Origin of the sequence: Kocuria atrinae C3-8 (assembly GCF_000286355.1) — a bacterium.
Taxonomy (GTDB): domain Bacteria; phylum Actinomycetota; class Actinomycetes; order Actinomycetales; family Micrococcaceae; genus Kocuria; species Kocuria atrinae_A.
In genome coordinates this window covers 35566-50587 of the sequence record NZ_AJXN01000030.1, presented here as the reverse complement: position 1 = coordinate 50587, position 15022 = coordinate 35566, and the positions used below count along the sequence as shown (strand labels likewise).

Below are 15022 nucleotides of genomic sequence, written 5' to 3'. Positions count from 1 at the left end.
GTCAGCCGGCGGTGCGGGCCGCTTGCTGGTCCCGAACCTGTCGTTTGATCCGGCCCAGCATCGCGGACATGCCGCGCATGCGCAGCGGGGACACGATCTTGGTCAGCCCGAAGCGCTCGGGCAGATCATCGGGGATGTCCAGCACGGTGGACGCGGGCAGACCGTCCAGTCCTTCGTACAGAATGGACGCGAATCCACGGGTGGTCGGAGCCTCCGCCGGCGCGGAGAAGAAGATGTTCACGCCCGGATCCTGGGTACCCTCTTCGAGCTCAACGGCCAGGAACAGTGGGGACTGGCACTCGACCACCTGCTCGAGGTCCTCCGGGTGCTCGCCGTACCGGGCGGGAAGCTCGGGAAGCGAACGGGAGAACTCGAGAAGGAGCTGGAGCTTGTCAGGTTCCGGAACGGCGTCGAAATCCTCGATCAGCTCTTGAACCTGATTCGGTAATGCGTCAGTGGTCACCGGGCACCCTCCGGAGCTTCGCCGCGGGCCTCGCCCTGGGCCACGGGCACGCGCACGGCGTTGCCCACTCGGTCCAGGAACCGTCGTAGTTGCGGACCTTGTCGAAGCCCAGCAAGTGGGTGAGCACGAACACGTGTGGGAGGAACGCTCGCCGATGCGGCAGTAGGCGATAATGTCGTCACCGTCTGACAGGCCCACTTCCTCGCGGTAGATCGCGTCCAGCTCGTCACGGGACTTGAAGGTGGAATCCTCCGCGGCTGCGCGAGCCCAGGGAACCGATGCCGCGGTGGGGATGTGACCGCCGCGCAGTGTGCCTCCTGGGGGTAATCGGGCATGTGGGTGCGCTCGCCGGTGTATTCCTGCGGGGAGCGCACGTCGATCAGCGGGGTGGTGCCCAGGTTCTCCAGGACGTCCTCGCGGTAGGCGCGGATCACGGAGTCATCGCGCTCGACCACGGGGTAGTCGGTCGGAGTGACCTCGGTGGCATCGGTGGTGAGTTCGCGGCCCTCGGCCACCCACTTGTCGCGACCGCCGTTCATGAGACGGACGTCCTCGTGGCCGAACAGGGTGAAGACCCACAGGGCGTAGGCGGCCCACCAGTTGGACTTGTCGCCGTACACCACGATCGTGTCGTCGCGGGAGATGCCCTTGCGGGACATGAGCTCTGCGAACTGCTCACCGTTTACGTAGTCACGGGTATCCGGCTCATTGAGGTCCGTGTGCCAATCAACCTTCACGGAACCGGGGATGTGACCGGTTTCGTACAGCAGGACGTCCTCGTCAGATTCGACCACCACCACGCCGGGCTTGCCTGCGTTGTCGGCCACCCACTGGGTGGAGACCAGCCGCTCCGGGTGAGCGTACTGGGAGAAATCCTGGTTGTTCTCTGCTTCCACGGGCATGTGGAGTACTCCTCGTGTGTAGACGTGCGCGTCACGGCGCGCGGGACTTGATTTCCAGCGTAGTGCGCTCGCGGTGACGAATGCATGCGAGAAAGCTGCAACCGGGCGCTGCAGCGCGCGTGTTCACCACGGGCTGACCGGTAGCATCGGGGCAGGAGCAGTTAGGCTGCTCAGAATCCGTACCGATCAATGCCGTCCGATGCCCGGTGCCCGTGAATTCGCGGGGGAGTGGCGCAGCGGGCAGGGAGGCCCCTCACGTGAGCATGCACATTGAACACCTCGTGGAGCGTAATCCGCGCGTATCCGGCCACGAGTTGCTGGACGGTTTCCGTCCGTCCGAGCGCTTCGGAGAGGTTTCCTTCGACACGTACCGGCCCGATCCTTCCCAGCCGTCGCAGGCGGAGGCCGTCGAGAAGCTCAAGGCCTTCGCTGCAGGTGTGGGTGGCGGCCAGGCCTCCGGCAACGGGTTCTTCTCCAAGCTGTTCGGTGGGGGCGGAGGCCAGAAGGGTTCGCCCGCGCAAGGCATTTACCTGGACGGTGGCTTCGGCGTGGGCAAGACCCACCTCCTGGCATCGCTGTGGCACGCGGTTCCGGGCCCCAAGGCGTTCGGCACGTTCGTGGAGTACACCAACCTGGTGGGTGCGCTGACCTTCCGCCACACCGTGGAGGCGCTCAAGGACTACAAGCTCGTGTGCATCGACGAGTTCGAGCTCGACGATCCGGGGGACACCGTACTGATGTCCCGCCTCATGCGCGAACTCGCGGACGCGGGCGTCAAGCTCGCGGCCACTTCCAACACGTTGCCCGGTTCGTTGGGCGAGGGTCGGTTCGCGGCCCAGGATTTCCAGCGCGAGATCCAGGTGCTGTCCTCCCAGTTCGACGTGGTGCGGATCGACGGCGAGGACTACCGCCACCGCGGCCTTCCCGAAGCGCCCCAGCCCCTCGCCGACGACGCCGCTCTGGACGCCGCTGCCGAGCAAGCCTTCTCGGGCAAGGCCGTGGCGATCGACGATTTCGACGCGCTGGTCGAGCACCTGTCCCGCGTGCACCCGTCCCGCTACCGTGCGCTGATCGACGGTCTGGACGCCATCGTGTGGCGCGGAGTGCGCACTATCGACCAGCAGGCCGTGGCACTGCGGTTCGTGGTGTTGGCAGACCGCCTCTACGACAAGGATCTGCCGATCCTCTCGACCGGTGTGCCTTTCGACCAGGTCTTCACCGAAGAAATGATGGCCGGCGGCTACCAGAAGAAGTACTACCGCGCTGTGTCGCGTCTGACGGCACTCGCTCGTGAGGGCGGCGAGGCCTGAGTCCTACAGCGCTTTTTTCCAGTCGCTGTACATAGCAAACGGCGCCCCTCGGAATTTCTTCCGAGGGGCGCCGTTCTATCAGCTATTACTGCTCGTTGCCGCCGCCGAGCTTGTCACGCAGCGCATCCTGGCCCTTGTCGACGTGCTCCGCGTGCTGACCGCCGGTGCGATCATCCACGGTGTCTCCGGCCTTCTCGATGCCCTGGTCAACCTTGTCCGGGTTGTCCTCAGCGAACTGCTTTGCCTTGTCTCCAAGTCCTCCGATGTCCACCATGACGGTCTCCTTTCAGTAGATCGAGCCGCCCCGTTCGGGGCGCTGATGTGACCATCATGACCTCACAAATGTGAATCTGAAAAGGGCTTTTGCGTGAACTTCGCCGTCAGAAAACAAGCCGTGACAAGGGGAGACCGGTGTGGGATTCTGCTAACCCTTCCGGGCCGAGACGTGCCGGTGACCTGGGCCATCGCCCGAACTGGACGGTGTGGGCTACTCTTGAAGCGCCGTCGTCCCGACCGCACGTGAGCGTGAGGAACCCCCGGGTAGCTTGACGGCCCCCTCACTAAGCGAAGGAGCCAGCGCGCGCCATGACACCTGAAAAGGTTGAACTGCTCCGCCACCCGGCGGAGGCCATTAACTGGAACCGCATTCAGGACGACAAGGACCTCGAAGTCTGGGATCGCCTGACCTCCAACTTCTGGCTCCCCGAGAAGGTGCCGCTGTCCAACGACGTCCAGTCCTGGAAGACCCTGACCGAGCAGGAGCAGGACCTCACCATGAAGGTCTTCACCGGTCTGACCCTTCTGGACACCATTCAGGGCACCGTGGGCGCTGTGTCGTTGATCCCGGACGCCAAGACCCTGCACGAGGAAGCGGTCTACACCAACATCGCGTTCATGGAATCGGTGCACGCCAAGTCCTACTCTTCGATCTTCTCCACGCTGTCTTCGATGAAGCAGATCGACGAGGCGTTCCGCTGGTCGCGCGAGAACCCGTACCTGCAGCGCAAGGCCGAGATCATCATCAAGTACTACAAGGGTGATGACCCCCTGAAGAAGAAGGTTGCCTCCACGCTGCTGGAGTCCTTCCTGTTCTACTCGGGCTTCTACCTGCCCATGTACTTCTCCTCGCACGCCAAGCTGACCAACACCGCGGACCTGATTCGTCTGATCATCCGTGACGAGGCCGTGCACGGTTACTACATCGGCTACAAGTACCAGCGCGGTCTGGTCGAGGAGACCCCGGAGCGTCAGGAAGAGCTCAAGGCGTACACCTACGACCTGTTGGACGAGCTCTACGAGAACGAGATCGCCTACACCGAGTCCCTCTACGACACGGTGGGATGGACGGAGGACGTCAAGAAGTTCTTGCATTACAACGCCAATAAGGCCCTCAATAACCTGGGCTACGAGGCGCTGTTCCCGCGCGAGATGACCGACGTGTCCCCGGCGATCCTGTCCTCGCTGTCCCCGAACGCGGATGAGAACCACGACTTCTTCTCCGGTTCCGGCTCCTCCTACGTGATCGGCAAGGCCGTGAACACGGAAGACGAGGACTGGGACTTCTAGGGTCTACACATTTCGACTCGAGGCCTGAAAGCCGGATCTGCAGGTTCTTGCAGAACCGGGCTTTTTCACCTCCGCTTGGAGAAGGCATTCGACGGCCTCTAGGTGTGATTAATGAACTAGCCTTGCAGACATGAAGCGGTCGGCCGAGGATGCGAAGAAAACGAAACAAGCGATCTTGGTCGCCTCGCTCACTGCCTTCGAAGAGCATGGATGGCGGGGCGCGACGTTCGAGATCATCGCTCGTGCGGCTGGAGTGTCTCGTGGAGCTTTGAATCATCATTTTGATTCCAAATTTGAACTGCTCGTAGAGGCATTGCAGTTCGGTTGGTCAAAGTTTGGTGACCAACTATTCGCAGAGGACACAAGCACCGCGAATGCAGCAGACAATCTGCGAAATTTGCTTCATCGCTATGTGCAATGGCTACAAGATGATTCGCAGTTTCGATCGTTGGTGGCGACCACGGTGATCGTCGCGCCGCAATCGTCCGGCAGCGGCAGCCCTAAAAAGACAGATGCACTCGACTCGTGGAAGCACAACATTGAAAACTGCCTAGCATCGGCGAAGGATCTGCCCGTTTCTCAGCACATGGTCGCTAGAAACGTTGTGGTGTTCCTTCAGGGCCTCGCTGTCACAGCCATAACGCACCCCGCTGAGCTTCCATCAAAAGCTGAGTTGCAAGTAACCGTTGATTACCTAGTTGATGGGTTCCTCGGTGTTGCAGAAGTGCCTAAGAAAGTCATGTCCTGATCCGAGGGCTCCCAGTATGAAAGGTCCATGCGTGGATGCGAGCTGAGGAGTCGGACGCAAGTCCACCAACGGCAAAGCCATGGCGCGTCGGACCGCCGATCTGACCCGTGGCGCAAGTGGATCACAGATAGGGGACACTGGTCGTTTCTATACATACAGACTAACCTGTATGTATAGATGAACTGATCACCAAAAGGAGCCCCCCATGAGCTGTTTTCCATTCAAGACTCTTCCGCCTGGCACGCTGTCGAAGAGGGCGCTCGTCGTCGCTTCGCTTGCACTCTTCGTGGACAACTTAGTCATTGGCCTGGCCGTCCCAGTGCTCCCCCTCTTGCCCTCCGTGGTGGAGGCCGGGCCAGCCATGACAGGAATCCTGTTCGGGTCCTACGCGATCGCGTTGATCATCGCTGCACTGTTGAGTGGGCGACTCGTTGATCGTGTGGGCCCGAAGATCCCTTTGCTGATTGGCATGGTAGGTCTGGCAGCTGCAACTCTCATTTTCGCGGTTGGTGAGCCCTTCTGGCTGCTCCTCTTGGCCAGGTTTGCGCAGGGTGTAGCCGGGGGTATGTCGTGGGTCGCAGGTCTTGCGCTGATCGCGGCGACGACCAGCTTTGACCGACGAGGGATGGCTATGGGAATAGCGATATCCACGATCACGCTCGGCGTACTCATTGGACCTCCACTCGCGGGCTACATGGTGGGGGAATTCGGCACGGCTTCCCCATTCATCCTCGCGGCTGGAATAGCGGTCTTGGACGGGATCCTGCGGATCATATTGGTCCGAGATGTCCCACGAATAGCTGATGACACCGGAGGTCCCATGTCAGTGCTTCGTGTACCGGGTTCCTGGTCAATCGTTATCGCCATCATGCTCGGTGCGGCGGTCATAGCGGCTCTGGAACCCGTATTGCCCGTGCAACTTAGTGAGAGTCCATTCGTCATCGGCCTGTTGTTCGCGTTAGCAGCTCTTGTTGGGGTAATTGCTAATCCAGTCGTTGGATCAATGGTTTCTCGTGTCTCCCCTCGCATTCTCATAGGACTTGGCATTGCCTCTGTAGTGGGCTCGTTACTGCTCGTGGGCTGGGCAACAATGCTCTGGCAAATCGCCATCGGTATGGCATTGCTGGGTGCATCGGCCGCCTGCTGCAGGCACCCGCGACAGCCTGATTAGTATCCAGGGTTTCCGTTCGGATCCTCCGACTTTGGGTGGATCGTACGCGCTGTATACGTTGGCGTATGCAGTTGGTTTGGCGGCGGGACCATTAATTGCCGGTTTTGGAGTCGAGCAATTGGGATTCCCAGGCGCGATGACGTTGACGGCAATTATTCTTGCGGCCGTCGGTGGACTGTCTCTGGCACGGTTGCCGAACAAAGCGATCAACGGGCCCCAGTATCAATCCTGAGTGCCGTGATGTCCTATTAGTTCTAGTGACCGCGTAAGATGCTCGCCCTTGGGCTTAATTACGAACGAGTCGCGGTCTCCGTAGCGATAGGAATGGCTACCGACCTTGAACTCCGTTTCGGTGCTCTGCCCGTTCCCTGGTGTCCGGCGACGATTCCGGCTTACCCCGCAGGAACAGGTAGTACCCCAGCACACCGACAAACGCGGCGGTTACCGCGCCCAACCCGCGGGCTATCCAGACGTCGGTTCCGATGTTCTGCAAGACCTCCATGACGAAGGTGCCGGCCACTATTGCGGCGATGAAGAGTAGAACCTTGCGAATCATGTCGTTTCTCCTCTAACTCCTGACGCGCCATCTTGCGAGATGTACAACTATTTTGCCGAACTGGGGCGGCGCCAGAAAGCTGTGAAGCACCACGTTGATGTGGGGCGACCAGCCTGACATCAAGACCCGCCCAAAACCGTGATGTCAGAACTACTGAGAGCAGCCTTGACAGGGTTCACTGAGCACCACCCCAGCCAACCTCCAGCTCCTCTCAACGAAATATCAGTCATCACCCGGCATGATCGATCCACATCTGGCACGCACCCTGCGAGCTTGGATCCATCCGATGTCGAGAGGATGACATGTCGACGTTCACTTCCCCGCGGACCCGTTCCGCTCTCACGTCCCATGAACTGTCCGCACTGGGTTCCCTAATGCACGGTGGCGGCACTGTCGCTGAGTTCCACGTATCGCTGCTGACCCGTGTTCTGCGAGGGGCGCAGGCCTGGCATCGCGCCCATCCGGACACCAACTCGCTGTCTCGCCGTGAGAAGAAGCGGTTGGCCCGTGCCCAGCACCGGATTCACCGCTTCGTGCCGGTCACTCAGACTTCCGAACCGGGGGAGAAGATCCTGGCCATGAAGGACTCGCGCAACCTTTTGGATGACTATGGGTTACTCGCGGCTGCGACCGCGGCCGCTCAGGCCTACGGGCCTTTGAAGCCTGGAATCGCCATTCGCTCCATTCGTGACGGGATCAGGCCGTGCGAACACAGGGTATCGCCGCAGTGGCGCAGCGGATCCACGGTGGCCTTGGCCGCGTGAGGTGACCGGGCGGCGTCGTCGCCGTAAAGCGCCCTACCGAGGAACTAAAGTAGGGCGCAGCATGAAACTTATACGTCAACGCGAGTCCCTTGGTGCCGAGCAGGACTATCGCCGTTCCCTGTCGATTCTCGACGCCGCTCGGTCGTCGAACACCGGACCCGTCCTGCGGATCTACCAACCCCGCCCCACGGTCGCCTTCGGTCGCCGAGACGAGCTCAACCCGGGCTTCGCACGCGCTCGAAAGGCCGCGCTCGACGCCGGGTTCGCACCTTTGGTGCGCCGGGTCGGTGGACGCGCGGCCGCTATCACGGCGGGTGCCTGATCGTGGATCACGTCGAATCCGATCCTGACCCCAAGACCGGTATCCAGGACCGTTACCGCCTGTTCGGTGACATGATCGTGGCCGCACTCGAGCACCTGGACATCCCCGCGGACGTGGGGGAGATCCCCGGCGAGTACTGCGCGGGGGAGTACAGCGTGCATGCGCCTCGCACCGCGCAGGATCCCCACCGGCCGGTCAAACTGGCGGGGACCGCCCAACGAGTCGTGGCGGGCGCGTGGTATTTCTCCAGCGTGATCGTGGTAGAGCATTCCGACCCGATCCGCTCGGTCTTGACCGATGTCTATTCGGCATTGGGCGTGGAGTGGGACCCCGGCACGGCAGGCGCGGTGGACGACGTGCGTCCCGGAACCACGGTGTCTCAGGTTGAAGACGCTTGATGCAGGTGTACGCCATGTACTCCCAGTACATGGGATACGGATCCATCCAGAACAGTTAGGGGCACTCCATGTGCGGCCGTTACGTCATTGCCAAGACACCAGGTCAACTCGCGTTGGAATTCGACGCTGAGGTGGACGAAACCCTGGCCGGGGACGACGTGCGGGCCAACTGGAACACCGCGCCCACCCAGACCGTGCCCATCCTGCTGGAACGATTGGATGACCAGGGCACGCTGCACCGTGAGTTGCACGCGGCACGCTGGGGTCTGGTGCCCTCGTGGTCGAAAGACATCGCCATGGGCTCCAAGATGTTCAACGCGCGCTCGGAAACCGTCCTGGAGAAACCCTCGTTCAGGTCCGCAATCAAGGCTCGACGCTGCGCGATACCCGCGGACGGCTACTACGAGTGGCTGGCCCCGGCCGATGGCAGTAAGGGAAAGGGGAAGAAGCAGCCGTACTTCGTGCACCCGCCCGAGGAGCAATTGATCTGGTTCGCCGGTATTTACGAGTGGTGGAAGATTCCGGAGGGTCAGCTGGAGGGCACCCGCGAAGGGCAGACCCGTTCCGGCAAAGAAGGCGAAAGCCAGTGGTTGCTGTCATGCTCGATCCTGACCTGCGAGGCCCCGGACTCTGACTCGGTCAACGAACATCTTGCGGACCTGGGTAATCTCCACAACCGTCTGCCCATCGGCATGAGCAGCGATCTGGTTCCGGAATGGATTTCCCCGGACAAGGACCGCACCCGAGACGTCGTGACTCGGGCGATCTCAGAAGCTTACGACGTGGCGTCCGAGTGGCGGATGCATCCGGTCACCAAGGATGTCGGTTCCGTGGCCGTGCAGGGCCCCCACTTGGTGGAGCCGCTTAACACTCTGCTCTAAAGGCTCGCGCTGGAGCGCCACCCCGGGTTCCAACGCGCCCGAAGCCTACAGTGGACAGTGTCAGGTACAGGCACAATCAGGTAGGAGACGTCATGGTGGAACTGGGCAAGAACATCTCGGAAGACAGCCGTTGGCTGGTCGAATTCGTGCGCCGCGCGGGAGCTGCTGTGATCGCGAGCAATAGCGGAACCGGTTACCCCGAGTCCGCGTACGTTCACGTGGCCGCCAGTGACGCCGGCCGCATCATCTTCGGGACGAACGCGCTGTCCCGAAAGTTCACCAACATCACCTCGGACCCCCGGGTCTCCTTGGTGATCGTCAACGACGGCGCCGAGGAAGTGCAGCTCGAGGGCGAAGCGGCCGTCCTGGATGAGACGCAGGTGGCCGCCGCTGCAGAGGTTCTCTCCGCTCAGCACCCCGACTCCGCAGAGACCAGTGACCCCGAGAACATGCGTCTTCTCGAGGTCACCGTTCGTTGGGCCAGCCACACGGATGCGCGAGAAGTTCCTCCCGCGCAGCGCGAACTGGAGCTCTAGCCTCCAGGCTTAGACATCGTCGTTGTACGGAACCCAACGGTTGAAGTCCAACGTGAGGTAGAGCGCCAGGGCTGCGGAGTTGTCTTCTGCGATGCGCAGGCTGACTTCTTCGTAGCCCTGGTTGTACAGCTTGGTCATGGCCTCGCGGACCAATTGCTCCGCCAAACCGCGGCGGCGGTGCGACGACGCCGTGAACAACTCGAACAGGTACGGGGCCTTGGGCATGTTGTCGCCCTTGCGCTGCTCCAACACGATGGCCGCGGCAATGACCTGGCCGTTCTCGTCTTCGATCACGGGGGAAGCGTCCGGCAACAACGGGCCGAACTCGCCGTCGAAGACACCCCGGATGATCTGCTGCGCATCCTCTTTGGACGTGGCCGCGGAAGATGCATCGTAGGCCTGGAAGAACAGCTCCGACAGTGCCGGAATATCCTCGGCAGTCACCTGTCGACTGGGCACCGGGTTAGTGCTGCTGGTCTCCGATGTTTGGGCGATCAGGGTGATGGTTCCACTCATCTTGGCCTCCATATGGGTCAAGGGCCGGTGCGGCCTGTCATTCGTCACACCAGAGTATCGGAGAACCGGATTGCGGCGATCACCGCGGCAATGTCGTCACTGAATTGTTGACGAATCTTTATCAACTTCCAGATGTTCGAGCTCAACTTGCGGACTGTCACTGAGGAGTTCATTGATCCCGTAGTGCCTGGCCCAATAGGCCAGGGACCAGGTCTTGGCCAGCTGCAACGCGGCGTCGAAAGTTTGAGCGTGACCCTCCTGCGGGCTTGTCGAATTGGGCTCGACAAAGGAGACGAGCCACTTCAACGTGCGCCAGCGGTGAAACGCTACGGCGCGAATATCCACTTGTGGCAACTCGTCATGCGGAAAATTGGGGGGTAGATCAGGGGGTAGGGATTTCATGTGGCATGAGACCTTGGGGGGATTTGGGGGGAATCTCAAAGTACCGTCGCCTGATACTACTGCTAAGTAAGAGCGAACAGAAATAACTGAGGGCTTTCTGTCAAATCACGTCCACTATTTGAACGTGGCTGTTTCAAGACGGTCCCGCTTGAATGCCTCGGGGGAGTACGGGGACTACCGTTGAAGGTAAGCGAACGACACCCGGGGTGCTGGACCCGGGCGACCCCAGGAGAAGGAGACCTCATGTCTGCATCGGATTCCACGACCTCGGGAGCTTCGGCCCCGGAACTCGAGACGGCCGATATCTGTCAGAAGCTCATCCGCTTCGACACCACCAACTACTCCAGGGCAACGCCAAGGGTGAACGCGCCGCCGGCGAATACGTGGCCGAATTGATCACCGAGGTGGGGTTGGAGCCGCAGTACTTCGAATCCGCTCCGGGGCGTGCCAACGTGTTCACCAGGATCGAGGGCACCGACCCCTCGGCAGACGCGCTCTTGGTGCACGGTCACCTGGACGTGGTGCCCGCACTGGCCGATGACTGGTCCGTGGATCCGTTCGCGGGTGAGGTCAAGGACGGCATGATCTGGGGCCGCGGCGCCGTGGACATGAAAGACATGGACGCCATGATGCTCTCGGTCATGCGCCACATGGCGCGCACGGGGGATCGCGCCAAGCGTGACATCGTGTTCGGTTTCTTCGCCGATGAGGAAGCCGGGATGAGCTACGGGTCCAAGTGGATCACGCAGAACCACCCGGAGCTGTTTGACGGCGTGACCGACGCGCTCAGCGAAGTGGGCGGTTACTCGGCGAACATCGGCGGTCAACGCGCCTATCTTCTGCAAACCGCGGAGAAGGGCCTGATGTGGCTGAATCTGATTGCCAAGGGCGAGGCCGGCCACGGTTCCGGACTGCACGAGAACAATGCTGTGACCCGGTTGTCCCGCGCGATGGCCAATATCGGTGAGTACACGTGCCCATTGAGCTGACCAAGACCACCCGGGCGTTCCTTGATTCCGTGACCGAAATGACCGGGGTCGAGTTCGATCCGGACAATCCCAAGCGACTGCTCGACGAACTCGGTCACGTGGCGCGCTTCGTGGGTTCCACGCTGCAAACGACGTCGAACCCGACCATGCTGGATGCCGGTTACAAAACCAACGTGATCCCCGGTTCGGCCCAGGGCACCATCGACGTGCGCTACCTGCCCGAGCAGCGCGACATCGTCATGGAGAAGTTGAAAGAACTGGCCGGTGAGGGGGTCACTTTCGAGACCGAGTTCGAGGACATCGGACTGGAAGTTCCGTTCTCGGGCACCGTGGTGGACGCCATGGTGGACTCGCTCAAGGCCGAAGACCCGGACGCCGTGGTGTTGCCCTACATGCTGGGCGGCGGAACGGACAACAAGTCACTCTCGCAACTGGGCATCACCGGCTACGGTTTTGTCCCGCTTCAGCTGCCGGACGAGCTGGACTTTACGGGCATGTTCCACGGCGTGGACGAGCGTGTTCCGGTCGCATCCCTGGAGTTCGGCTCGCGTGTCCTGCACCGCCTGCTGACCAACTATTAGGAGCACACGTGGGGGAGAATCCCGGGAGCGCCGATCCCGAATCCGTTGAGAACCGCCGCGCTGGCCTCACACGACGTCGGGCGATCATCACCGCCGCAGGCGTGGTCGCTGCGGCCACCGCGGTGGGAGTCGCCACCCAGATTCCCGACTGGATTGAGGACGAACCGAGCGACGAAGAACTCGCGGCGGATCGGATCTTCGACGCCGACATCAACGGTCGGGGCCTCAGCGGCTACGCCAAGTTGATCCCCGACGACAACCGGCAAGGGCTCGGGTACACCTGGTCCCTGATCCGGTGGGTGGCGGTCGTCAGGTTGCCCGCTTCACCTCCCGGCCCGGCCTGACCCTGGGCAACGAGTTCCCCCGTTCCATGGTGGAAACCGAGCCGATCATCAAGGCGGCCGCGCACGGCAACGACAACGACGTGTACTTCAACGGGTTCTCCGTCTACGTGCTGGACGGCGATTTCGACCGCGACACTTGGATCACCCTGTTCACCGGCGGCTACGGTCCGCGGCCAACGGTGCGTCTCTGCTGGGCCTCATGCTCGTGCGGCACCCCGAAGGTGGACTCATGCTGCGCATGGGCGATGACCCGCAACTGCTCGGCAACCACGTGCGGGTGCCTACCGGGCGCTGGGTGGGCGTGATTCAGGCGTACAAGTATGCGTACGCGAGCAGCGGCGGCTGGGTGGAGATGTGGATCAACACCGACGGCCAGTGGCAGCAGGTGCAGATCAACGGTGAGAACCAGCCCACGCTGGACATCATGCGCCCCAATGTCACGGACGGTTGGTACCGGGACGCCTCCGTACCGGCCTCGTTCTCGCGTATCGGCGTGTACGGCAACCGCCCCTACGAGGCGTTCTTCGCGACCCATCGCATCGCCCGCAGCTTCGACGCCGCCGACCCCCTGCGCTGATCCACGACCACCGCCTACCGACGATTCTCGATCCCCAGGAGATCCAGTGACCACGATTCAGGACGTACTTCCCGACGACATGCTCGAGACCTTCCGCAATCGCGCGGCCGGCTACGACGAGCGCAACGAGTTCTTCACCGAGGACCTCGAGGACTTGCGCGCCGCAGGTTATCTGCGGCTCCTGGTCCCCGAAGAATTCGGCGGTCTGGGCTTCACTCTGTCCGACGCCGCTCAGGCCCAGCGCCGCTTGGCCGCCGCGGCGCCGTCGACCGCGCTGGGCATCAACATGCACCACGTGATCGTGGGCATTGCCCGCACACTGTGGCAGCGCGGGGACGACCGCGCACGCGAGATCTTCGAGCAGGTCGTGGCCGGTGAAGTGTTTGCGTTCGGGATTTCTGAGGCGGGAAACGATTCCGTGCTCTTCGACGCAACCACCACTGCGGAGCCCACGGACGGCGGCTTGCTTCTGCGCGGTACCAAGATTTTCACCTCACTTTCCCCGGCGTGGACCCGGCTGCTGGTCCACGCTCGCCGTACGGATCGCGACGACGACGCTCCGGACGCCTCGTGTTCGGCATCCTCGAACGCGGGGCCGAAGGCATCGACATCAAACAGGATTGGGATGCGCTGGGCATGCGTGCCTCACAGTCGTGCACCACGGTGCTCGACGGCGCCGTGCTGGCACCGGAGCGCGTTCTCACCGAGATTCCCGTGGGGCCTTCGCCGGATCCGGTGGTGTGGGGAATCTTCGGGTGCTTCGAGGTCTTGCTGGCGTCCGTCTACACGGGGATCGCGGATCGGGCCATCGAGGTGTCCGTGGAGATCGTGAACAAGCGGATGTCGCATGCGCGCGGGGCCAGCTATGCGACCGATCCGGATATCCGCTGGCACATTGCGGAGGCCGGGATCCTGCGCGATGGCGTGGAACTACAACTGCGCCAGCTCAGCTCGGACATGGATTCGGTGGGCACCGTTCATGAGGTTCAGCACGGTGCCCGCTGGTTCATCCTGTTCTCCGGCCTCAAGCACCGGGCCACGGAGACCGCCCGGCAGGTTGTGGATCTGGCACTGCGTTCGACCGGTGGGTCGCAGTTCCGCCGTGGGAGCGAATTGGAACGGCTCTACCGTGACGTGCTTGCCGGGATGTACCACCCGTCGGACAACGAGTCGGTGCATGCCGCCACGGCCAAGTCGCTGCTGGGTCCGATCCCGACCGACTGAGCCCGCGCCCGCAGCTGGGGTGACGCGAGGACTGTACCGAACGGCGTCGTCGAGCGGGCGGACTAGATCAGCGCGAGATCAGAAGGTGCGTTCGACGCGAATGATGCGCCGCCGCATGACGTAGCGGCGGGCACCGCCGTAGAGGACCGCCGAGCGCATGAGTTCCCACTTGCCGTACTCTGCGTGCTCGCGAACCTGGCTCGGGCATCGGCGAGGTGTTCGCGGGGGGCTACGGTCAGCGTGAGGTATTCGTACCTGTCGTCCCGGCTGGCCACGGGGAGATGGCGCGCGGACGTGATCTCGGACAAACGTTGTTCTTTCATTGCTCCCATTCTGCCTCGATAACGACTAACGTCTACCCCATGAGCAATGATCCTCGCGCCGCCCTGCAAACACTGGTCAACGCGTTCGAAGAACACCTGGCCGCCGCCGCAAATCGACGTTCGGACAACGACCCCGCCGTGGACGGGGCGTACCTGTCGATTGCCGACGCCTTCGACGCCTACGAAGAGGCTCTGTACGAGGCCTACGACGAAGTCACTCCGCTCAGCGTGTTCGCTGAGGACGAGGACGACTCGGACGATGATGACGACGATGATGACGACGATGATGACGATTACGACGAGGACCTGCTCGAAGACAACGAGATGATGGACGAAGATCTCGTGGACGAGGACGACTACGACGATGATGACGACAATGATTCGTCGGATTCCTCCCGTCGCTAGGGCATAGTCAGCGGTCACGACCCACCGTGTGGGCGGAAGAGGGC

19 protein-coding genes and 3 pseudogenes are annotated in these 15022 nt (G+C 62.0%); 15 read left to right on the top strand and 7 right to left on the bottom strand.

Going from position 1 to position 15022, the window contains the following annotated elements:
• Nucleotide 1: 1 nt before the first annotated feature.
• On the bottom strand, nt 2-463 hold the full coding sequence (locus YO9_RS0104365) for a SufE family protein (RefSeq protein ID WP_016996408.1): 462 nt from the start codon (nt 461-463) through the stop codon (nt 2-4).
• Nucleotides 460-1365, bottom strand: a pseudogene (locus YO9_RS0104360) (sulfurtransferase). The gene YO9_RS0104365 and the pseudogene YO9_RS0104360 overlap by 4 nt, the downstream one beginning before the upstream one ends.
• Nucleotides 1366-1628: 263 nt before the next feature.
• On the opposite strand from YO9_RS0104360, the gene zapE reads away from it, so the two are divergent.
• Complete coding sequence (gene zapE / locus YO9_RS0104355) at nt 1629-2675, top strand: cell division protein ZapE (RefSeq protein WP_031272661.1); 1047 nt, start codon at nt 1629-1631, stop codon at nt 2673-2675.
• An 85-nt stretch (nt 2676-2760) separates the two neighbouring features.
• On the opposite strand, the gene YO9_RS0104350 is transcribed toward zapE, so the two are convergent.
• Nucleotides 2761-2949: an antitoxin gene (locus YO9_RS0104350; RefSeq protein WP_016996406.1), complete on the bottom strand. Its 189-nt coding sequence runs from the start codon at nt 2947-2949 to the stop codon at nt 2761-2763.
• Nucleotides 2950-3260: 311 nt separating this feature from the next.
• On the opposite strand from YO9_RS0104350, the gene nrdF reads away from it, so the two are divergent.
• From nrdF to YO9_RS0104335, 3 genes are all read left to right on the top strand, one after another.
• Nucleotides 3261-4241 (top strand): class 1b ribonucleoside-diphosphate reductase subunit beta, encoded by a 981-nt coding sequence (gene nrdF / locus YO9_RS0104345; protein WP_016996405.1) that lies wholly within the window; start codon nt 3261-3263, stop codon nt 4239-4241.
• Nucleotides 4242-4371: 130 nt separating this feature from the next.
• Nucleotides 4372-4989 (top strand): TetR/AcrR family transcriptional regulator, encoded by a 618-nt coding sequence (locus tag YO9_RS0104340; RefSeq protein WP_016996404.1) that lies wholly within the window; start codon nt 4372-4374, stop codon nt 4987-4989.
• 205 nt (nt 4990-5194) lie between these two features.
• Nucleotides 5195-6160 carry an MFS transporter gene (locus YO9_RS0104335; protein WP_016996403.1) on the top strand — a complete coding sequence of 322 codons (966 nt, stop codon included), beginning with the start codon at nt 5195-5197 and terminating at the stop codon, nt 6158-6160.
• A 328-nt stretch (nt 6161-6488) separates the two neighbouring features.
• Here the strand turns inward: YO9_RS0104335 and YO9_RS0104330 are convergent, their stop codons facing one another.
• The gene (locus tag YO9_RS0104330) at nt 6489-6716 is read right to left on the bottom strand and encodes a hypothetical protein (RefSeq protein ID WP_016996402.1); all 228 of its coding nucleotides are present in this window, start codon (nt 6714-6716) and stop codon (nt 6489-6491) included.
• A gap of 302 nt (nt 6717-7018) precedes the next feature.
• Here YO9_RS0104330 and YO9_RS0104325 point away from each other — a divergent pair, with 302 nt between their 5' ends.
• The 5 genes from YO9_RS0104325 (at nt 7019) to YO9_RS0104310 (ending at nt 9617) form a co-directional block, all read left to right on the top strand.
• Entirely contained in the window at nt 7019-7480 is a 462-nt protein-coding gene (locus YO9_RS0104325; RefSeq protein WP_016996401.1) for a hypothetical protein, read from the top strand.
• 61 nt (nt 7481-7541) lie between these two features.
• On the top strand, nt 7542-7802 hold the full coding sequence (locus tag YO9_RS16760; RefSeq protein WP_223286091.1) for a hypothetical protein: 261 nt from the start codon (nt 7542-7544) through the stop codon (nt 7800-7802).
• A gap of 2 nt (nt 7803-7804) precedes the next feature.
• Nucleotides 7805-8200 carry a hypothetical protein gene (locus YO9_RS16755; RefSeq protein WP_223286090.1) on the top strand — a complete coding sequence of 132 codons (396 nt, stop codon included), beginning with the start codon at nt 7805-7807 and terminating at the stop codon, nt 8198-8200.
• Between the two features lie 68 nt (nt 8201-8268).
• Nucleotides 8269-9081, top strand: a complete 813-nt coding sequence (locus tag YO9_RS0104315; RefSeq protein ID WP_016996400.1) for an SOS response-associated peptidase — start codon at nt 8269-8271, stop codon at nt 9079-9081.
• Nucleotides 9082-9173: 92 nt separating this feature from the next.
• Nucleotides 9174-9617, top strand: a complete 444-nt coding sequence (locus YO9_RS0104310; protein WP_016996399.1) for a pyridoxamine 5'-phosphate oxidase family protein — start codon at nt 9174-9176, stop codon at nt 9615-9617.
• A gap of 9 nt (nt 9618-9626) precedes the next feature.
• Here the strand turns inward: YO9_RS0104310 and YO9_RS0104305 are convergent, their stop codons facing one another.
• Nucleotides 9627-10133 carry a GNAT family N-acetyltransferase gene (locus YO9_RS0104305; RefSeq protein WP_223286089.1) on the bottom strand — a complete coding sequence of 169 codons (507 nt, stop codon included), beginning with the start codon at nt 10131-10133 and terminating at the stop codon, nt 9627-9629.
• 96 nt (nt 10134-10229) lie between these two features.
• Complete coding sequence (locus YO9_RS0104300) at nt 10230-10535, bottom strand: hypothetical protein (RefSeq protein WP_223286088.1); 306 nt, start codon at nt 10533-10535, stop codon at nt 10230-10232.
• Nucleotides 10536-10778: 243 nt separating this feature from the next.
• Between YO9_RS0104300 and YO9_RS0104295 the strand changes: the two are divergent.
• The 5 genes and pseudogenes from YO9_RS0104295 to YO9_RS0104275 all read left to right on the top strand — a co-directional run bounded on the left by YO9_RS0104295 (nt 10779) and on the right by YO9_RS0104275 (nt 14250).
• Nucleotides 10779-12105, top strand: a pseudogene (locus tag YO9_RS0104295) (M20/M25/M40 family metallo-hydrolase).
• A gap of 8 nt (nt 12106-12113) precedes the next feature.
• Entirely contained in the window at nt 12114-12449 is a 336-nt protein-coding gene (locus YO9_RS0104290; RefSeq protein WP_016996396.1) for a hypothetical protein, read from the top strand.
• Nucleotides 12450-12475: 26 nt separating this feature from the next.
• On the top strand, nt 12476-12754 hold the full coding sequence (locus YO9_RS0104285; RefSeq protein WP_223286087.1) for a hypothetical protein: 279 nt from the start codon (nt 12476-12478) through the stop codon (nt 12752-12754).
• Nucleotides 12751-13026 (top strand): hypothetical protein, encoded by a 276-nt coding sequence (locus YO9_RS0104280; RefSeq protein ID WP_223286086.1) that lies wholly within the window; start codon nt 12751-12753, stop codon nt 13024-13026. The genes YO9_RS0104285 and YO9_RS0104280 overlap by 4 nt, the downstream gene beginning before the upstream one ends.
• A gap of 79 nt (nt 13027-13105) precedes the next feature.
• Nucleotides 13106-14250, top strand: a pseudogene (locus YO9_RS0104275) (acyl-CoA dehydrogenase family protein).
• A 78-nt stretch (nt 14251-14328) separates the two neighbouring features.
• On the opposite strand, the gene YO9_RS21355 reads toward YO9_RS0104275, so the two are convergent.
• Nucleotides 14329-14409, bottom strand: coding sequence for a hypothetical protein (locus YO9_RS21355; protein WP_396350724.1), 81 nt, complete (start codon nt 14407-14409; stop codon nt 14329-14331).
• A gap of 203 nt (nt 14410-14612) precedes the next feature.
• On the opposite strand from YO9_RS21355, the gene YO9_RS0104265 reads away from it, so the two are divergent.
• Nucleotides 14613-14978 carry a hypothetical protein gene (locus YO9_RS0104265; RefSeq protein WP_016996392.1) on the top strand — a complete coding sequence of 122 codons (366 nt, stop codon included), beginning with the start codon at nt 14613-14615 and terminating at the stop codon, nt 14976-14978.
• The last annotated feature ends 44 nt before the right edge of the window (nt 14979-15022 follow it).